Origin of the sequence: Streptomyces sp. NBC_00207 (assembly GCF_045160965.1) — a bacterium.
Classification (GTDB): domain Bacteria; phylum Actinomycetota; class Actinomycetes; order Streptomycetales; family Streptomycetaceae; genus Streptomyces.
Window position 1 is genome coordinate 9,409,258 of the sequence record NZ_CP130715.1, and the last position, 18,356, is coordinate 9,427,613.

Annotated in this window: 14 protein-coding genes and 1 pseudogene; 8 read left to right on the top strand and 7 right to left on the bottom strand. The window is 67.9% G+C overall.

What is annotated here, in order from left to right; all coding sequences use genetic code 11:
- Window positions 1–3 precede the first annotated feature (3 nt).
- From OG472_RS43590 to OG472_RS43600, 3 genes are all read left to right on the top strand, one after another.
- On the top strand, window positions 4–3,522 hold the full coding sequence (locus OG472_RS43590) for a tetratricopeptide repeat protein (protein WP_405940599.1): 3,519 nt from the start codon (window positions 4–6) through the stop codon (window positions 3,520–3,522).
- Window positions 3,434–4,276, top strand: a complete 843-nt coding sequence (locus OG472_RS43595) for a replication-relaxation family protein (RefSeq protein WP_405943126.1) — start codon at window positions 3,434–3,436, stop codon at window positions 4,274–4,276. The genes OG472_RS43590 and OG472_RS43595 overlap by 89 nt, the downstream gene beginning before the upstream one ends.
- Before the next feature lie 269 nt (window positions 4,277–4,545).
- Window positions 4,546–5,103, top strand: coding sequence for a hypothetical protein (locus tag OG472_RS43600; RefSeq protein WP_331723259.1), 558 nt, complete (start codon window positions 4,546–4,548; stop codon window positions 5,101–5,103).
- Here the strand turns inward: OG472_RS43600 and OG472_RS43605 are convergent.
- From OG472_RS43605 to OG472_RS43615, 3 genes and pseudogenes are all read right to left on the bottom strand, one after another.
- Window positions 5,100–5,315 carry a DUF6207 family protein gene (locus OG472_RS43605; protein WP_331723258.1) on the bottom strand — a complete coding sequence of 72 codons (216 nt, stop codon included), beginning with the start codon at window positions 5,313–5,315 and terminating at the stop codon, window positions 5,100–5,102. The genes OG472_RS43600 and OG472_RS43605 overlap by 4 nt on opposite strands.
- A 353-nt stretch (window positions 5,316–5,668) precedes the next feature.
- A complete protein-coding gene (locus OG472_RS43610; protein WP_405834716.1) occupies window positions 5,669–5,887 on the bottom strand; it encodes a DUF6368 family protein in 219 nt (72 codons plus the stop codon).
- 61 nt (window positions 5,888–5,948) lie between these two features.
- Window positions 5,949–7,340 (bottom strand): annotated as a pseudogene (locus OG472_RS43615) (PHP domain-containing protein); the annotation flags it as partial.
- 647 nt (window positions 7,341–7,987) lie between these two features.
- Here OG472_RS43615 and OG472_RS43620 point away from each other — a divergent pair.
- The 5 genes from OG472_RS43620 (at window position 7,988) to OG472_RS43640 (ending at window position 14,700) form a co-directional block, all read left to right on the top strand.
- Window positions 7,988–8,401, top strand: coding sequence for a double zinc ribbon domain-containing protein (locus OG472_RS43620; RefSeq protein WP_405943123.1), 414 nt, complete (start codon window positions 7,988–7,990; stop codon window positions 8,399–8,401).
- Window positions 8,398–8,790: a hypothetical protein gene (locus OG472_RS43625; protein WP_405835037.1), complete on the top strand. Its 393-nt coding sequence runs from the start codon at window positions 8,398–8,400 to the stop codon at window positions 8,788–8,790. Before OG472_RS43620 ends, OG472_RS43625 begins: the two co-directional genes overlap by 4 nt.
- Window positions 8,791–8,826: 36 nt before the next feature.
- Window positions 8,827–11,922 (top strand): ATP-binding protein, encoded by a 3,096-nt coding sequence (locus tag OG472_RS43630; RefSeq protein WP_405940598.1) that lies wholly within the window; start codon window positions 8,827–8,829, stop codon window positions 11,920–11,922.
- 642 nt (window positions 11,923–12,564) lie between these two features.
- A complete protein-coding gene (locus OG472_RS43635) occupies window positions 12,565–13,773 on the top strand; it encodes a hypothetical protein (RefSeq protein ID WP_331723255.1) in 1,209 nt (402 codons plus the stop codon).
- A gap of 204 nt (window positions 13,774–13,977) precedes the next feature.
- Window positions 13,978–14,700, top strand: a complete 723-nt coding sequence (locus OG472_RS43640) for a Ku protein (protein WP_331723254.1) — start codon at window positions 13,978–13,980, stop codon at window positions 14,698–14,700.
- Window positions 14,701–14,855: 155 nt separating this feature from the next.
- Here OG472_RS43640 and OG472_RS43645 read toward each other — a convergent pair whose 3' ends face one another.
- Genes OG472_RS43645 through OG472_RS43660 form a run of 4 tightly spaced genes read right to left on the bottom strand, consistent with a single transcriptional unit; the run spans window position 14,856 to window position 18,331 of the window.
- The gene (locus OG472_RS43645; protein ID WP_266608999.1) at window positions 14,856–15,434 is read right to left on the bottom strand and encodes an ATP-binding protein; all 579 of its coding nucleotides are present in this window, start codon (window positions 15,432–15,434) and stop codon (window positions 14,856–14,858) included.
- A gap of 23 nt (window positions 15,435–15,457) precedes the next feature.
- Window positions 15,458–16,183: a class I SAM-dependent methyltransferase gene (locus OG472_RS43650; protein WP_331723253.1), complete on the bottom strand. Its 726-nt coding sequence runs from the start codon at window positions 16,181–16,183 to the stop codon at window positions 15,458–15,460.
- Window positions 16,170–17,132 carry a glycosyltransferase family 2 protein gene (locus tag OG472_RS43655; RefSeq protein WP_405940597.1) on the bottom strand — a complete coding sequence of 321 codons (963 nt, stop codon included), beginning with the start codon at window positions 17,130–17,132 and terminating at the stop codon, window positions 16,170–16,172. The genes OG472_RS43650 and OG472_RS43655 overlap by 14 nt, the downstream gene beginning before the upstream one ends.
- Entirely contained in the window at window positions 17,129–18,331 is a 1,203-nt protein-coding gene (locus OG472_RS43660) for an arylsulfotransferase family protein (RefSeq protein WP_331723251.1), read from the bottom strand. The genes OG472_RS43655 and OG472_RS43660 overlap by 4 nt, the downstream gene beginning before the upstream one ends.
- Window positions 18,332–18,356 lie beyond the last annotated feature (25 nt).

The window sequence follows — 18,356 nt, forward strand, 5'->3', positions numbered from 1 at the left end:
CCAGTGACCGAAGCCCCGCGTGATCCTGTGGATGAGCCGGCCGCCAGCGACGTCGTGGAAGGGAACGCCAACACGATCGTCGGCCCCAATCGGGGCAACGTGGTGATGGCCGGAACGATCAGTGGGCCGATCACTGTGACCGCTTCAGGGGTGACGGTGCCCCGCTACCTTCAGAATCCGGACCGCTGGCCCCAGGCCGACCGGTGGGACCCGCTGCAAGCTGGCACTCACCGTTCCGAATCCGACAGTGAGGGGAGCGTGGTTCCCCCATACGTACGCCGTGACTTCGACCATTCGCTGGCCAAGCAGCTGCGCCGTGCTGGGGAAGACGGCGGTGTAGTGCTGTTGATCGGTGACTCCACCGCTGGCAAGACACGAAGCGCCTACGAGGCGGTACGGACAACCTTTTCGAACCGTAGAGTTGCGCGGCCCCGCAGCGGCAAGGATCTGCCGGTCATCGTGGAAGTGATCGAACACGCCGGTGTGCCCTGCGTCCTGTGGCTGGACGACCTCGAGCGTTTCCTGGGACCAGAGGGACTCGATCTCTCGCTGCTCGATGAACTGATCCGCCTACACATTCCCGTGGTCGCCACTATGCGACTGCAGCAGTACGACATATTCAGCCCTCGCGTCCGCGACCTTGCTGCCTCCGACCCGGTAAGAGCTGAGAGTGCTCTGATTGGCGCCCAGGTCCTGAACACAGTCACCCCTGTCACAGTCAGCCGGATCTGGTCAGTCGACGAAGTAGACCGCGCTGGGGCTTTCGAGGACTCCCGCATCTCGGAGGCCGTAGCCCGCCACGGCCCCTACGGCATTGCTGAGTACCTCGCAGCAGGACCTCGTCTCCTGAGCGAGCTCACTCAAGCGCGGGATGTTGCCGCGTTTCATGCCCGCGGAGCTGCCCTGGTCTCAGCAGCGATCGACCTAGCGCGTACGGGGATCCCGCCGCCCCACCCCTTGCTCCTCATCATTGCGCTCCACTTCCAGCATCTCTCCGCTGCGGGAGGCGCGCCTCTGCGTCCGGAGTCACTGGAAGAAGCAGTGGCATGGGCAGCCGAGATTCGCTGCGGAGTTACCAGCCTCCTCCTTCCCACTAGCCGTGCCGACTACTGGCATGTCTTTGACTACCTCATCGACCACACCGCCACCCCCGTCAGCCGGCTCACATGGCTGACGGCTCTCAAGCACGCTACGGATGAAGGGCTCGTCCGTATCGGCCGCACCGCGCAAAGCGCGGATGAACTCGACATCGCCGAGATGGCATGGAGATCGCTTGCCGCCACCTATCCCGAAGCCATGGTGGATCTTGGCTTCCTGCTGACTCAGCAGGAAGGACGGGAGGCCGAGGCCGAGGACATTCTGCGTACCTGCGTCGGCCGTGGAGATGTCAGAGCCTGCAATATTTTGGGTATTTTCCTGGCACGGTTGGGCGGCAGGGAAGCGGAGGCCGAGGAGCTGTACCGCCGCGCCATTCGGGCCGGCAATCTCCCAGTGGCGAACAACCTTGCTCTGCTCATCGCTGGCCAGGATGGCCGGGAGGCAGAGGCCGTGGAGCTCTATCGCACTGCGATAGAGGCTGGCGACGTCAACGCGGCCCACAATCTTGCTGGCTTCCTGGAAGGTCAGGAGGGGCGAGAGGCGGAGGTGGAAGCGCTCTACCGCAGCGCGATAGCGGTGGGGAACGTCGACGCCATGTATGCCCTCGCCGGGATCCTGGCCCGCAGGGAAGGCGGAGGGCAGGAAGCTGAGGAGCTCTACCGGCGTGTCCTTCGCAAGGGTCGTAAGGATGCCCTCATAGGCCTCGGCACCCTCCTTGCCGGCGAGGAAGGACGGGAGGCCGAGGCCGAAAACATTCTGCGTACCTGCGTCGGCCGTGGAGATGTCAGAGCCTGCAACACTTTGGGCATCCTCCTGGCACGGTTGGGCGGCAGGGAAGCGGAGGCCGAGGAGCTGTACCGCCGCGCCATTCGGGCCGGCAATGTCCCAGCGGCGAACAACCTTGCTCTGCTCATCGCTGGCCAGGATGGCCGGGAGGCAGAGGCCGTGGAGCTCTATCGCACTGCGATAGAGGCTGGCGACGTCAACGCGGCCCACAATCTTGCTGGCTTCCTGGAAGGTCAGGAGGGGCGAGAGGCGGAGGTGGAAGCGCTCTACCGCAGCGCGATAGCGGTGGGGAACGTCTACGCCCTCAACAACCTGGCCGTAGTTCTGTCCAAGCAGCCGGGCCGGGAAGCCGAGGCCGAACGGCTCTTCCACGAGGCCATCGCTGCCCGAGATCCCGATGCCCGTTTCAACCTCGCCACGTTCCTGCAGGAAAAGCCCGGGCGTGAGGAGGAAGCCCAGGCTCTGTACCGCCAAGGAGTCGCCGAGGGGAGTCCGAGATGTGCCTACAACCTCGCCGCAAGCCTGGCGTCGCATCCAGGCAAGCAAGCCGAAGCCGAAGGCCTCTACCGAACCGCCATGGGCGCCGGAATGGCCGAGGCTGCCCACAATCTTGCCAAGCTGATCAGCTCGCAGCCAGAGCGTCAGACGGAAGCCGAGCACCTCTACCGCCACGCCTTGGAAGCCGGGTACACACCCGCTGGCTTCAATCTTGCTCTGCTTCTGAGCACCCAGGCAGGACGTCGAGAAGAAGCCGAACGGCTATACCGCGACGCCATCGCTGCGGGCCACACCTACGCTGTCTTGAACCTGGCCACCCTGTTGTCCACGCAGGAAGCGCGTCTTGCCGAAGCCGAGGATCTCTACCGCACTGACATCGAGGCGGGCGGTACAGACGCAATCCTCAACCTCGCCATACTCCTGTGCAAGCAGGAAGGGCGGGAGCCTGAAGCCGAGAACTTCTTCCGCGCTGCCATCGCGGCAGGCGACGACCATGCTCGTTCCCAGTTGGCTCTGTTCCTGTCGAAGCAAGAGGGCCGCGAAGGCGAAGCCGAAGAGCTCTATCGCCAGGAGGTGGCAGATGGAAACGACGATGCGCGCCACAACCTAGCCGTCCTGTTGGTCTGGCAGGGCGGACAGCAGGCGGAACCCGAAGCCGAAGTCCTGCTCCGCTCTGTCGCGGAGGACGGAGACGAACAGGCGCTCTACAACCTCGGCCTCCTGCTCTTCAGACAAGGAGGCCGTGAAGCCGAGGCCGAGAGCTTCTTCCGCGCAGCCATGGAGGCCGGGCACCCAGATGCCTTCCACGACCTCGGCCTCCTCCTGTGGCAACAGGGACGGCAGGCGGATGCCGAGGCCGTGTACACACACGCGATCGCTGCGGGAGACGGCAGCGCCGCCAACACGCTCGCAGCGCTGTTGTCTGAACAAGGCCGCGATGACGAGGCAGAGGAGCTGTTCCGCGTCGCCATGAGCTCAGGAGACGCTTTGGCTGCGGGCAACCTCGCTTTCCTACTCTCGCACCAGCCGGGTAGGGAGGCGGAAGCCGAAGATCTTTACCGAACCGCCGTCGAGGCCGGGCACCCCCACGCCGCGGAGGCACTCACAGAGCTTCAGAACCGACGTCGAGGATCACAGTGACCAACTCCGGCCGAAGGCTGGCACCGGAGCGAAGGCCGTCCGAGCCGGGTTCGGCCCGCACGCCGTCGCGGTGACCGACACCGACACCGACACCGACACCGACACCGACACCGACACCGTCCTCGGCCGCCGCGAGTACCTGACCGACTGGCAGGTGGAGGTGAACCACGCCATCAAGGAGACCGGCCTGAGCTTCAACACCGACGCCGTCCTCGCCGTGCCGACCAGGACCAGCGAGGTGCGCCTCTTCGAGCTCGACAACGGCAGCATGCCCCAGGCCCGCCTCGCCAAGGAGGTCTGGGACTACGAGCGCTACGCCGGGCCCCGCGTCTGGGAGGGAGCCCGCGGCACCATCGGCGGGACGTACCCGTTCTGGCAGCGCCACCGCTACACCCGCTCGAAGACCTTCCCGCGGCTGCACGTCGTCCTGGCGGGCAAGGCGGAGCATCTGCTCGACAACCGCCTGCAGGCGCTCACCGCCGACGTGCAGGGCATCACCATCGAGGTGTGGGTGAACACCCTGCCTCGGCCTCCAGCGCGGCGAGCCCTCGCACGAGATCGGCGTCGACGACCCGGACCGGCGCCGCGCCCGCTACCCCGAAGCGGTCGGCCGCTGACCGGCGCTGGGCAAGCCCAAGGGGAGCCTGGGCAAGCCACCCCGAACCGAGCTTGCCCACCCGGCCGGGGCTCGCCGGCAGGGCGGCGTCGGTCACGGTCCGCCCGGGGTCCCAGCGAGGCTGTGGCTGACCGATGACAGGTGACCGATGACCGGTCACCGGCTCGGTCGGGAGTTGCACGGGTCGGTCACGACGCTGACGTGCTGTTTGACGGATCGCGGGATGCGGATCGGTCACGCTCGGACCGCCGACCGGTCACGGGCCAGGTGGGCAAGCCGTACCGAACGGAGGGCTTGCCCGGCGCCGGGCCGCAGGGCGGGACGCCCCCCGAAGCCGCCGCGTCACCCTCTGGGAGGTGGCAGCTTCGAGCCGGCCGACACCACCTCGTCGGCCGTACACCGGAGTCATGAGACGAAAGAAGCAAGACAAGAGCGAGGACTTCGACCCCGCGGCTGCAGCGGCTTGGCCGTACGGGCCGGGCGACTACCTGTGGCACGCGATGGCCCGGCTCACAGGCACACATCGCGACCCGGTCGTCACCAGCGGGCCGTTCGCCCGGCCCGCAGGCATCCTGTCCTTCGCCCAGGCATCGGACGTCATTCTCGCGTCGCGAGTCCAGCTGACCGGGGCGCGGACCGCGAGTGAAATACACGACATGATCGCCACTGCCACCCACGGCATCAGCTGGGACTCCCGGACTCTCGGCCCGGACATCGCCTTGGACGTCATGGTCGGCAAGCGCCAGGACCTGGCCCTGCACAAGGACCACCTGAGGGGGCTGACCAGGCTCCTGCTCGACGCCGACGAACCATCGGCGCGCCCGGCATCGCACGCTCGGGACGCTGCGCCCACTGCGGTGGGAGTGGCCAGGGCCGGCCGCTGTGGGCGCGCTCAGCACTGGGCAAGCCTTAGGAGAGTCTGGGCAAGCCCTTCCGACGCAGGGCTTGCCCAGACTGCCAACTAGGGGCCCTCCCGCCCCGGGCGCAGGACGTCGGCGTAGACCCGGGCGCGCACCCCGGGTTCGCCGGGATCCCGACGCACTGGGCCGATGCCCGAAGTCGCCCAGCGCTCCTGCAGCGCAGCCATGACGGCCTGGACGGTGTCCTCGTCCCCGCCGGTGATGTCCAGCACCACCAGGCCGGGCTCCGCGATGTGCTGCTCGTTGATTGGCTTCATGACCGCTGCGACGGCGCTGGAAGTGGGGCGGTTTGCCGGCGACCTCTGCTCCACCCACACGAGGTATTGGAATGGCGGGCACTGCTGGCAGGACGCTCTCGCGATGTCGGGGTGCGACCCCCGTCGCGGCCTTGGTGGCCAGGGCCGCACCCCGTACTTCCGAACGTACCCCGCCGCCGAAGCCACCGGGGCGGCTGTCCGTGAGAGGCCGCGATCCGCTTCAAGGGGCGGGCGTCTGTCCGCGTACTCATGAGAGTGCTCAGTGAGGTACGGATGAACGTGCCCAGTTGGAGGCCGGTGTGAGTGTCAACCTGGAGGGAGTCATGCCGAAGTGCGGTGCGGCATGGGCGGGCTTACTTGATGAGGTGGAAGTCTGGGTGCTGCAGCCAGGCAGTGAGGAATTCCCGGTCGCCGACATGTCGGATCCAGCGGTCGCCACCGCCAGTGTCGTAGGAGACTTCCCTGAGGGTGCCCGGGAGCGACGCCACCAGCGCCCGCGCTCGGGCCAGGTCTGCGGCTTCGTGCATCCGATCGCCCGGGATGAATCCGAGGACGCCGTCGAAATCGATCACCGCGTTGAGCCGTCGGGCGAACGCGAGCGAGGTGACCGAGCAGGATGTGGTTAACCTGCCCGGCCCGGTAGGTCTCCGGCATGCCCGTTACCGCGACCCGGTCGGTGCCGAACCGCTCGATGATCCGGTTGTAGACCTCCAGCCGGCGCGCGGACTCCACATCCACGTCGATGTCCGGCAGCGAGCGGCGCCGCACCGACAGGAACCGCTCGAAGAGCAGGTCGTGGTCGAGCGGATTGGCCGTCGCCACGAACAGGCTGTGGTTGACCATCGACCCGGCCCCCGACCCCCGGGCCGCGACCCGGATGCCCATCGCGCGAACATCCGCGACGACCTGGGCAACGGCCAGGAAGTACGCCTCGTACTCCAGCTTCCCGATCACCCCCAGCTCGTACTCCAGCTGCCCGACCGCACGCCGGTCCCGGTCCAGACCGCGGGCGAACATGCCCGCCTCGCACCGCTGGCGCAGCAGCCGCATCGCCCCGCCGGGCCCCGGCTCGGCGCCGACGACCTCGGGCTCGGGGAAGTGCGGCCGCCCCAGCCCCAGATCAGCGACCGCATCGAGGACGCACTCCTCCCCGGCACGCACTGTCTCCGCCAGCAGCGCGGCAGCGCGCCCCGGACCGGCGTCGGAGGCGTCCGCGATCCGCTCCGCGTCGACCCGCATCGTGGCGGGGTCCTTCAGCCAGCGCTCACCGCAGTCCAGCTTTCGGCGGTCGATGGGCCGCAGCAGCCGGCCCGCATCCAGCACGTCCGCGATCCGGTGCTGGCTGGAGTCGGCGTACCGCACCGCGTTCGTCAGCACCGCGGGGACGCCAAGCTGGTCGGCGAGACCGAGCGTGCGCGCGGCCAGCCGCAGCGAACCCGGCCCCGTACCGGGAACACCCCAGCACACCGTCTCCAACCGCAGGTTCGCACCGACCAGCTCCCGCCACGGCGCAATCAGTCGCTCGGCGAGGTCCGGCCGACCCGCCGACAGGGCGCGCACCGGCTCGGAGACCGGCCCCAACAGGACCAGCAGCTCCTCATCGGCGTACTGCCCGAGCGTCTCCCAGGACACCACCGGCGGCCCGTCCCCGGCGCCCGCATGCGCGGCCGACACCAGCCGGCACAACCGCGCCCACCCCGAGGCGCTCCGCGCCAGCAGCGTGACCCGCAGCGGCGGCTCCACCACGTGCGCGCCACCGCGCACCGGCGTACGGGACCTTCCTGTGGAGCCGGTGCGGGGCGGGGAGTGGGGGGCGACGGCGACGTCGACGCCGAAGACGGGCCGGATCCCGGCGGCGGTGGCCGCCTTCGCGAAACGCACCGCGCCGGTCACGGTGTCCCGGTCGGTCAGCGCCAGCACGCCGATCCCGCGTTCGGCGGCCCGTCGCACCAGGTCGCGGGGGTGGGAGGCGCCGTAGCGGGCCGAGTAGCCACTCGCCACGTGGAGGTGAACGCCATAACGCATGCCCACCTCCACGAACGAACAGTTTCAGCCGATATGGCCGGAACTTCTCCCTCCACGGTATCGAACTAAAATCGAACAGCGCGAATCCGTTACTCCGAAGTAGGGATGCGATCACCGGTGAGACTGAGCGGGATAGTTGGCCCTTGAGGACGCTGGTTGGCCCCTGAGCGTGATATTTGGCCCGCAGGGTAGCGGGTGGATCATCCTGATCAGGCTGTCTTCTAGGTTCTGCCGGATTCGCGGTGTTCCGTTCGGTTGTCCTGTTGGCATGCCTGGTGATGGTTCGGGGTGCGTGTGGTCTCACTGCTTGGCTTCGATGAGAGGTCCTGGCGGCTCCCGCATACCTTCATCTGCCTGCGGCACAACCGGTACCACGACTGGCGGTAGCCGGCGTGTGGGGCACCCGCCTTCTCCAACGGCTACCGGGGCAGCGGAAGGTGGCGCCTGTCCCAGCTGGTCCCGGCGCCGGGCGTCCGCGTGCACCCGGCGCAATGCCGCTACCGGCCGGGCGGAGGCTGGGACGCGGCCTGCGCCGCCCCCTTCGACCGGCTCCGCCTCTGCCGTCATCCAGCGCTGAGGGGGCCCCAGGGCCTTCGACACGCGTGTCCGCGCCTGCGGGATTAGCGTGGAGCTGAGGGATCAATGCCATGCGTTGCAGTGTGTGCGAGTACGAGAATCCCCCTGGTACCGCCTATTGCCAGCGGTGCCAGGGGCCGCTGACCAGGCCCTGCGCGACATGCGGCGAGCCAGTACCAGCAGGTTCCCAGATCTGTCCGGCTTGCGGTGCGACGACCGGCCCGACACCGCACACGGCCGCGCTCCCACCTCCCGCTGACCCGCCGCCCTTCGACGGCGGCAGCACCCCGCCCCGCAGCGACCCCCGCGATGGAACAGCAGCAGAACACGAGATGGGCAACCCGAGACAGGCCCCCGTCGAGAGAACCCAGGCCCGGACAGCCACACCCCACCTCACCCTGGCAACCCGCCGCGATGGAGCACCGGCGGAACCCAGCAGCAGGCACCCCAAAGAGGTACTCGTGGGGAGTACACCGGGGTGGTGAACGACTTCCGCACGCAACGGGAGCAGTGGGGCAACGGCGGGAGCGAGGAAGTCTGGCACTTCCGCCTCACCCGCCACGACGCAGACGGTAACGCGCTCCAGCCGATCCCGGTGGAGATGCGGGCGCTGTCCTTCTCGGGCTCGGTGAGCAATGGAGACGAAGTGCAGCTTGCCGGCCGATGGCGCGATGGGACGTTGCGTGTTGATGAGCTCAGCAACCTGACCACTCATGCCCGGGTACACAACAAGGCCTACCGGGGCCAGCTGATAGCGGCTCGGGTGATCATCGTCCTCATCGCGCTGGCTGTCGTGATCGGCATCGTAACCCTTGTGATCAGCGGCCTTTCCGATACCGGAGGACCGCCCGCGGACTGGCCGCCGGAGCCCTGATCCCAGTTGGAGGCCGTCTCGATGAGTAGCGACCCGGTGAGCACCGAGGCAGTCGACTACCTTCAGCGCCTCGCGATCACCCCTCCCTTGCTAAGCACCGGCACCGCGGTTCCCTTCGCCGCCCGGCGCGCTGTACGGGTGACGAGGATCGGGCAGCCGGTGCAGGCCCCCATCCCCCAAGCCATTCGTGGGGAGGGGGAGGGGCGCGACGAGACGACGAAGTTCGAGCCACCCACGCTCCCGCTACTTGTAGCGCTCGCAGGTGCGCGCACGCCTATCGCGTTGCTGCTCGACGGTACCCGGCAAGGCGTCTCCGTCCGCCTGGGCACCTGGGCCGGCCCACACGAGGACGACACGCTCGCGGACGCTCGACAAGTGACGCTCCTGTCCGTACTCGGCGGCTGCTACCCGGCGGTGGACGTATCGGCCGCCGGTGTGGCCACGCCGGCACTGGCGTGCAGTGCGATTGCCCTGGGCGTGCCTGGGGGGCCATCGGTTGATCCTCGTGACGGCGGGTTGCCCGTGGACCGGCTCCTGAGGTCGGTAGAGGGGCAGACCTGGGCAGCGCTCGTGCTCGCGCAGCCCTTGGGCGCGGCAGAGCTGAGCGCTGACCGTAACCGGGTTCTCAACGAGATGCGGATGGTCTCCAGTGCCGTGGAGGCCGTCGGTGTGAGCAGTCCCCTGGCCGAGCACTACCTGAGGTTGCTCAAGGCGCGTCTGAATGCCCTCGCCGATGCCCAGGCCCGCGGGGGGTGGCGCACGGGCGTCTATCTGTTCGGAGAGCATCCTGATGACCTGGCGGCGGTCAGCGGTGCCTGGCGGGCGGTGTTCTCGGGCGCCACGTCGGTCCCCGAACCGGTGCGGACCATCGAGCATCCCGCTGTCGTGGACCTGGGGGTCCATTGGGCGCTTCCGGATGATCCCGAGCGGCCTGGCCCCAATGCCTACCAGCACCCCTTCGCGGCTCAGACCCTGCTGAGCTCGGCGCAGCTGGCGGCGTACGTGCACCTACCCAATATCGAGACGCTGGGCTTCGCCATCACTCCGGTGCCGCGGTTCGACATCGTGGCGCCGGCCGTGAGCACACAGGAACCCCACTTGCTCGTCGGACAGGTCCTCAACCACCACCGGACGACGCCCGGGCGCTATCAGGTCCCGCTACGGTCCCTCACCCGTCACGTCTTCGTTCCCGGGACGACCGGATCGGGAAAAACGAACACGATCATGGGGCTGCTGCTGGAGATCAGCACTCACGGTGTGCCGTTCATGGTCATTGAACCCGCCAAGGCCGAGTACCGGTCGCTGCTCGCCCATCCCGTCCTCGGGCCGCACCTGCAGATCTTCACCGCAGGTAAGGCGACTGTGGGCCCGTTCGTGCTGAACCCCTTCGAGGTGCCGGTCGGCACAACGGTCAGCGAGCACCTCGATCTCCTGCGGGCGGTATTCACTGCATCCTTCGGCATGTGGGCGCCCTTGCCTCAGATCCTCGAGCACTGCCTGCACGAGGTGTACGTCGATCGTGGATGGGACCTGCGGGCCAACACAAACAGCCGGCTGGACACGGCGGCCGATCCCTCGGACGCATTCCCGACCCTCTCCGATCTGATCGCCAAGGTCAGCGAAGTCATTCCTACGCTCGGATACGAGGAACGCATCGCAGGCGACATGCGGGCCGCCCTGGTCACACGGCTGGAGTCCCTGCGCAGAGGTGCCAAAGGCGCGATGCTCGACGTCTCGCGCTCGCTGCCCGTCGCTGTTCTCTTCCAGCGCCCCACGGTCGTGGAACTCGAAGCTCTCGGCGACGAGGGGGACAAGGCATTCTTCACCGGCCTGCTTCTGATCCGCCTGGCCGAGTACCGGCGCGTTCAGGGACAGTCGCGCGACCTCGTGCACCTGCTGGTGGTGGAGGAGGCCCACCGGCTGCTGGCCAACGTGCCCTCGCCCTCGTCCGAGGAGTCCGCCAACCCCCGCGGGCAGGCAGTGGAAACCTTCTCGAACCTGCTGTCGGAGATCCGCGCCTACGGACAAGGAGTCGTCATCGCCGACCAGGTGCCCGTTCGTCTCGCCCCCGACGTCATCAAGAACACCAACCTGAAGATCGCCCACCGGATCATCTCGGCGGACGACCGTGCGGTCCTGGCCGGCGCCATGGCCATGGACGAGGTGCAGGCGAAGGCACTCACCACCCTGGGAGTCGGCGAAGCCGCAGTCTTCAGCGGCGGCGACGACGCCCCCCTCCTCGTCCAGGTCCCGGCCGTGAAGGACCCGCTCGCCCCGCACCCGCCCCCGGACGATGACGTCCAGGCCCACATGGACAACTGGAGGCAGGCGGGCTCTTACACCGACTTCTACAGGTCACGCACGTTCTGCGCCGAGACCTGCCCCTCCCAGGTCGCATGCGCAGCGGCCAGAGCACTCGCCGACGACGAATACGTCCAACGCACCTTGTCGCGCATCATGACCACGACGGCCGACGAGCCCGAAGCCCTGGCCCGGCTGTGGGAGGACCTCACCACGGCCATCGGCGCCAGACGCCCACCCGCCGTCCCGCTGGATGACCTCCTGCACGCCTACGCAGGCCACGGAACCGACTGGCTGGCCACCCGACGAGGAGCACAACGCTCCTGGACCTACACCGACACCGAGGAATTCCGCGCCCGGATGCGCGCCATGCTCCTCGACCGGCTCGACACCGGGGGGCTGAACGCCCCCGCCCTGACAGCCGCATTCAAGGCCACCGTCCACCGCCTCCACGCCCGCCAGTTCGAGCCGTACCCGGCATGCCACCTGGTATGCACCCAGGACCCGCCACTGTGCCTCTACCGGTCCGCCGTGGCCGACCTCGTCGCCGGCCGCCGCTACCACCCACTGTGGAGCGAAGCGGACCAAAACGACGGCGCTTCCGAAGACAAGCGGCGCGTTCGCACCTGGGAGGTCTGCCAGGACGCAGCGTACGAACTCGTCGAGTTCCCGACCGAAGACGCACCGGAGGAAGCAAGGAAGAAACTGGACACCACAGCCCGACGGGTCTGCCTCTGCTTCGAACAGCAGATGCTCGCCGACGACCGCCGCAAGGTGCCCCGAACAACACGACGGATCCTGGCACGTGTGTTGAAGGAAGCGGGTCTGTGATGGGAAGTCTCGACAGACTTCGCGCTGAGAACGATAGAGCCATATCCGAGACCAAACAACGCAACGAAGAACAAACCGAAGCAATGAACCGCGCTGCCGGCCTAGGTCCTCCGAAAGACGGGGGCAAACATTGGAGCGGAAGCTTTTTGGCGGACTCCGCCCAATCTGGCACCTCGCTGCCAACATGGGGATCGACGGAGTCGCGGTCAAGTGAGGGATACCTGACAAAGGGAGTTGACCTCACATCACCCGACATCTCTGGAGCACCACACGAGGGCGAGGCGGCACGGCTAGGCGGTTACGATAATCCCACACTGTCCCATCAGTTCAACCCGCGTGCCGGCCGGGAACCAGGGAATTCAACAGAGCTGCCAGATAAAAGGCTTGAAGATGCCCGGCTCCACGCGGCGGGGTCGGATCCTGTCTCGCTCCCTTCTCAACCACTGGCACCGCAGGCGATGGCGCCGTCCGATCTGTCTCAGTTGACATCCTTCATGACCAAGTTCCTCCGCGGCTGATCAGAGGCAACCAACCATGTCCGAAGGTCAAACGGAGCGCTCGACCACAACCGAGCAATCGCAACAGACGTCCGATGTCTCCTCCCGCTCCGAGCGGCCCGAGTTGGCCGGCTCCACCTCGGACATGAAGCCGGACGCGGCGGACCGTACGCCAACGGGAAGCGACTCAGGAAGCGGAACTCACCAAAGCGAACGACCGGAACTCGGCACCAACCAGCCGGACGCGACGAAACCCGAACGCGCTGGCGAATCGAGCGAGCATACGCCGGAAGGGCCCCCGGCGCCCGATAGACAGAGTGCTACGCCGGACGGGCCTAATACGGGAGATACGCACCCCGGAATCGAGGGCACAGGTCCTTACCCCGGTGATAGCGACCCCGGATCCTCCACCACCTATCCGGACACCGGCATAGACGCCGGATCCTCCACCACCTATCCGGACACCGGCATAGACGCCGGATCCTCATCAAGTGGGCCCCAGCAAACGCCGGGTGCCGAGAACCCGACGGACAAGGCCACCGACCCCGCGCCGGAAGCCTCGTGGGACGGGGGTGCCCACCAGGGTGAGCGCCCGGAGCTCGGTGCGTCCTCAGATGTGAAAGGTGGCGGCGCTCCGGAAGCGACCCCTGAACCGGACCAGGAGCCCACCGCGAAACCTGAAGGCGGAGGGAATGGCGACGTCACAGTGGGCGGGGTCCCCGAAGCCCTCGTGGGCGCCGGTGCTCGGTCCGTGGAGGGGCCCGCGGTTCAGGCCGCCGGCACAGTGGCGATGGGCGAGATGAGGGACTGGACGCAGAAGACGGATAACCGGCAGTCGGAATCAACCCGCCCGGTTGGTTCGGACCGCGGCGACGGGTACCGGGGAGACAGTCAGGCCAAGAGCGGGCGCGGCGGCACCGAGAGATGGACAGACGACAGGGGAAACGAACATCAGAGGTCCCAGGACCACGGCCAAACCAAGGAGACCGTGACGTCGAAGAGCGAGGACGGCTCGAAGACCAGCACAACTACCTGGACGGATAAGAACGGGAACACTACGCGTATCGCAACGGACGATTTTTGGAGGAGCGCGGACGGCAAACTCAATTACAGCATCAGCGACACAAAGACCGGCATCTCGGAGAAGGGTAGCGCCTGGGTATCGGATGGGCACGTCCACACCGATACCACCACAAAGACGCCGGAAGGCACCACCAACGTCAAGACGGACAGTTACAAGGACACGAAAGGAAACGAGCACACCCACACCACGACGACCCACACGGACCTCATAGGAAAAACAACGACGAAGGAGACCGATACGACGACCCCGAAGGGCGCGAAGCATCCGTGACCTTCGCGTCCGCCGGTAGGGGAGGCCGGCGGCGTACCTTGCGGCGCGAGGAAGGCGCCGATGGCGTGGCCGGGCGTCATCGACTGAGCAGTCATGGTGCTCTGAGCGCACAGTTGGCCAGAGGGGCCATCTACGCTGCTCAGTCACACCACCCGGAGGCGGTGAGCTGGAAGTCCAGGACGGGAGCGGAAGGCGGTGACGGCCATGGCACGACCGGTATGGGCCGGAAACCTGTCATTCGGGCTGGTCAGCCTGCCCGTGGGCCTCTACACGGCCACCGACGGCCACACGATCCACTTCCACCAGCTCCAGCGCGGCACCTCCGACCGGATCCGCAACCGACGGGTCAACGAACGCACCGGCAAAGAGGTCGACCTCGGCGACATCGTCAAGGGCTACGACACCGGCGCGGAATACGTCCTCGTCGAGCCGAAGGAACTCGACGAGATCGCCCCAGGCCGCTCCCAGGCCCTGGAGATCACCGGCTTCGTCGACCTGGAAGAGGTCGAGCCGATCTTCTTCGACAAGACCTACTACCTCGGCCCGCGCGGCAAGGAGTACGAGAAGGTCTACAGCCTCCTCGAACAGGCCCTCGCCAAGACCGGCCGAGCAGGGATCGCGACGTTCGTGATGCGACAGCACGAGTACCTGGTCGCGGTGAAGGCCGAGGACGGCCTTCTGACCCTGCACACCCTCCACTGGGCCGACGAGATCCGAAACCCCAAGGACGAGATAGCAGGCCTGCCCGGCAAGTCCAAGGGCACCGCCAAAGAAGTACAGATGGCCGAGCAGCTCATCGAGGCCATGCCCTCGCCGTTCACCGCACGGAACGCGAACCCGGACAGCACCATCGGTAGCGCCCGCACTGTTGGGGGCTCCCTGAACTTCCCTACCGTGCTTGCCTGCACCCAGAGCTGCTCGCCCTGATTCCCCGCTTGTCGCGGCGCGGCCAGGGAACCTCCCCAAGCCCTGTGTGGGTTGCCGATCGAGGGGAGGTCAGGCACACGGGTCGCACGGATCTCCAGCTTTCAGGTGCGTCGGGGCCGTCGGCGTAGCCCGTACGGACTCATCCTGGCGAGGGTCTATCGCCGAGGGTTGAGTGACGGTTGTGGTGTTCGCAGGAATGCCTGAATCTCGGAGGTTCCGGGCGTGTAGCCGTCCGATGTGTCCACGACCAAGGTCGGGACGTCGAGGCTGATGGCCTTGAACTGCTCGGGGTCGTAAGTGCCGGCTTCCATGTCGGCGAGCAGGGCCTCATCGCCGTGGGCCGCCCGGTGGCTGTCGGTGCGGGCGCGCTCGGTGATGCGTTCGGTGATGGTCGAGGTGGGTGTGGTGCACCGGATGATGCGCAGGTCGGCGAGGCCCAGGAGGGGCTCCAGGCCTGGTCGCCAGAGCCGGTCCTGGAAGGCCGCCTCCGCGACGAGGGTGACCCCTGCCTGAAGGAGAACGGTGATGGTCTTGAAGAAGACGTCCAGCGTGGGGATGTTGAGAGGGTCGTCGCCAGCGGTCTGGTGATTTGGGGTGCTCATGACCATGCCCTGTTTGATCTCGTCGCGGATGACCGCCGGGCAGCCCAGCTGCTGGGCGAGGGCGCGGGCGAGCGTGGTCTTCCCAGTGGCGGGAGGGCCGCTGACTACGACGAGGGTCGGGCGGTTTTGCATGGGCGGCACTCCGATGCAGGCAATCACGACTGGTCAGGACGGAGATCAGGGGCACCTGGCGGCTTGTGGAGCTGGAAGGCGATGAACCCGGGCTGGTGGGCCAGTTTCTCGTACACGGTCGGGTGGTGGCGGACCATCGAGTGGGCGGGTCGGTTTTCGACTAGACGGTCGACGGCGAGGCCTGCGGCGGTGAACTCGTCGAACCATGCCTGGAGGGGCTGACGCCAGTAGCGGTGGGTCATGCCGTCGGACCAGGATTCCTCGACGTGGCGGGCGTCGAAGTAGCTGCCGCCGTCTGCAAGCCAGTCCGCGGTGGGGTGGCTGGTGGAGATGATGATCCTCCCGTCGGGCCGTAGGACGCGTGTGAGCTCGGTCAGGGTGCGGACGCGGTCGTGGGCGTAGTGGAGGACCAGGGCGAGCAGGACGATGTCGAAGCTGGCGTCGGCTGCCCAGGTGAGGGGCGCGTCGAGGTCATGCTGGCGGATCTGGGCGAGCGAACCGAGGCGCTCGCGGGCGAGGCGGACCATGTCCGCGCTCTGGTCGATGCCGACGGTGTCGGCTCCGCGCGCGGCGAGCTCGGAGAGGTACAGGCCCGGGCCGCAGCCGCCGTCCAGGATGCGCAGGCCGTTCACGTCGCCGAGGAGACCGAGGACGGTGGGGCGGTCGTAGTGCGCGTTGTAAGGGCTGACGGCGGCCTCGCGGGCAAAGGTGTCGGCGAAGCCGTCGTACGGTGCGTCAGCGGGATCCATGCACAGCCCCCTTCAGCGAGATGTCGGCCTCGGCACTCTGCCTCGGCCAGGAGGCGAGGCTGTGGGGGAGTAGACCCTCGAGGAGGGCAGGGTCGGGCGGGCGGTGCGCGGTGAACGTGGCATGCAGGCCGCGGACGGCGTGTTCGTAGACGTGGGCCGAGGCGGGCAAACCCAGGGCGATGCGGGCATCGAGTCGCTGGTCGAAGTCGCGGAACCACTGCCGGTACTCCTCCGCGAGGCCTCCGACGGCCGGCCAGCGTCGGTAGAGGGTGTCACGGGCGAGGGTGAAGGGGGTGGGGCTCGTCCGGTAGGCGGAGGCGACCGCGCCGGGGCGGGGGACCTGGTGGTAGACGCTGGTGATGCTGTCGAGGCGGGCGAAGCGATGGCCGGCGGTGTGGTGGAGGGCGAGGAGGAAGTCCCAGTCCTCGCAGTGCTGCAGCGTCTCGTCGAAGCGAACCGGGTCGGCGGCAGGATTGCGGGCGACGATCGACCCGGTGTGAATGGTGTTCGCGACCCCGAGGAAGGTGGCGTCGAAGGGGTAGTCCTTGCGTGGCAGGCCGTGGGCGCCGCGGGGCAGGTCCTCGATCCAGGTGGGGCTGACGAGGGCCTGGCCGTAGACGGTATCGGCCCGGCCGGTGCGCAGGGCGTCGTCGGCGGCGAGGAGGTGGTGGGGCAGGAACACGTCGTCGTCGTCCAGGAGCGCGACGTTCTCGCCCTGGGCCACGGCCAGAGCGCGGTTGCGAGCATGGGAGACCCCATGCGGGGTGTCGCCGTCGAGGAGGGTGATGGGCATCTCGCGCTGCCAGCGGGCGATGACCTGCTCGACGGGCATGCCGCCGTCGCGGGCGACGATGACCTCGAAGCGGCGGTAGGTCTGGCGGGCGAGGCTGCGCAGGGCGCGGTGCAGCGGCCCGGGGCGGTCCCGCGTCGGGACGATCACGCTGATCACAGGGCACCCTGGACGCTCTGGCGGACGTGGCAGCTGACCTGGGACTCGGCCAGGGTGCGGGCCGGCCGGTCACCGGCACCCAAGAAGCGGGCGGCGCGGCGGGGTATCGCGGAGAGGCGGTAGAACTCCGCGCGGGAACGTCCGGCGGACGTGGCGCGGGTGGAGACATGAATCGTCCACCGCTCGCGGCCGTCGCGGTCGACGATCAGGGCGCGGCCGGCCTGAGCGTCACTGATGAGGACAGTTCCGTCGTCCAGACGCTCGCAGCCGCCGGCCATCTCGCAGAACAGGCCCAGCTCGTACTGCCAGGTGATGCCCTGGGCGAGCGGGTCGATCTCCAGGACGCGGGATCGGCCGAGGCCCCGGCCATTGTCGAAGACCAGGATCGTGCCGTCGGGCTGCACGGAGGGCTGGTGCTGGCCGGACAGTTCGCCGGGCCCCCACCACCAGCGCACCGCGCGGGCGCCGAGGTCCAGAACGGCGATCAGGTTCAGGTTGCGCAGCGAGACCAAGACGTTCCCGGCCGCCCACAGCCCGGCGGGGTGGCCGGTGGTGAGGATCTCGACGGTGTTGGTGTGGAGGATGTCGCTGGGCGATCCGGGCCGGGCCCGCAGCAGGCGGGAGATATCGCGGCCGCGCCTCCAGCCGTTCGCTCCTTCCAGCCGCGGGGCGAGGGCGGCAGGGTCCGCGGTCCGTCCAGCCGCGCGATGCTCGTCGATCACGCCGGTGATCAGAGCCTCCAACCGGGGGTCGGTGGTCAGGATCTCGTACAGGGAATGCGCGGCCCGCAGCTGCCCGTCCGGACCGAGGACGGTGACGGAATTGTCCAGCAGGACGTGGGAGCCGCCGGTGCAGGGCACAGGACGGGGTTCCTCGGTCAGGACGTAGATCTCACCGGCGGGGCTGAGGGCGAGGTCGTGATGGGCGGGGAGATCGGCCCGCCAGGTGAGGGCGGAGTCCGGGGCGAGCTTGAGCAGGGCGTGCAGCGGCACCATCGCGTACAGGCTGCCGTCGGGCCCGACCTCGACGTGGTTCCAGCCCCGCAGGTAGGACGGCGGGCTGGTCTCGATGTCGGGCTGGCCGATGGGGCTGGACCAGGCGTGGACGAGCCGCGCCCGGTCGTCGATGACGCACGCGAACGGGCGGGGATAGGAAGCTGATGGGGAGAACACGTACAGCTGGTCGCTGGAAGACGGCATCGAAGTGGCTCTCCTTTTGTGAGAC

Excerpts from the sequence above, each read along its gene's own strand:
- OG472_RS43600 (WP_331723259.1), top strand. The coding sequence starts at position 4,546 with ATGAGACGAAAGAAGCAAGACAAGAGCGAGGACTTCGACCCCGCGGCT.
- OG472_RS43605 (WP_331723258.1), bottom strand. The coding sequence starts at position 5,315 with ATGAAGCCAATCAACGAGCAGCACATCGCGGAGCCCGGCCTGGTGGTG.
- OG472_RS43620 (WP_405943123.1), top strand. The coding sequence starts at position 7,988 with ATGCGTTGCAGTGTGTGCGAGTACGAGAATCCCCCTGGTACCGCCTAT.
- OG472_RS43635 (WP_331723255.1), top strand. The coding sequence starts at position 12,565 with ATGAAGCCGGACGCGGCGGACCGTACGCCAACGGGAAGCGACTCAGGA.
- OG472_RS43640 (WP_331723254.1), top strand. The coding sequence starts at position 13,978 with ATGGCACGACCGGTATGGGCCGGAAACCTGTCATTCGGGCTGGTCAGC.
- OG472_RS43645 (WP_266608999.1), bottom strand. The coding sequence starts at position 15,434 with ATGCAAAACCGCCCGACCCTCGTCGTAGTCAGCGGCCCTCCCGCCACT.
- OG472_RS43650 (WP_331723253.1), bottom strand. The coding sequence starts at position 16,183 with ATGGATCCCGCTGACGCACCGTACGACGGCTTCGCCGACACCTTTGCC.
- OG472_RS43660 (WP_331723251.1), bottom strand. The coding sequence starts at position 18,331 with ATGCCGTCTTCCAGCGACCAGCTGTACGTGTTCTCCCCATCAGCTTCC.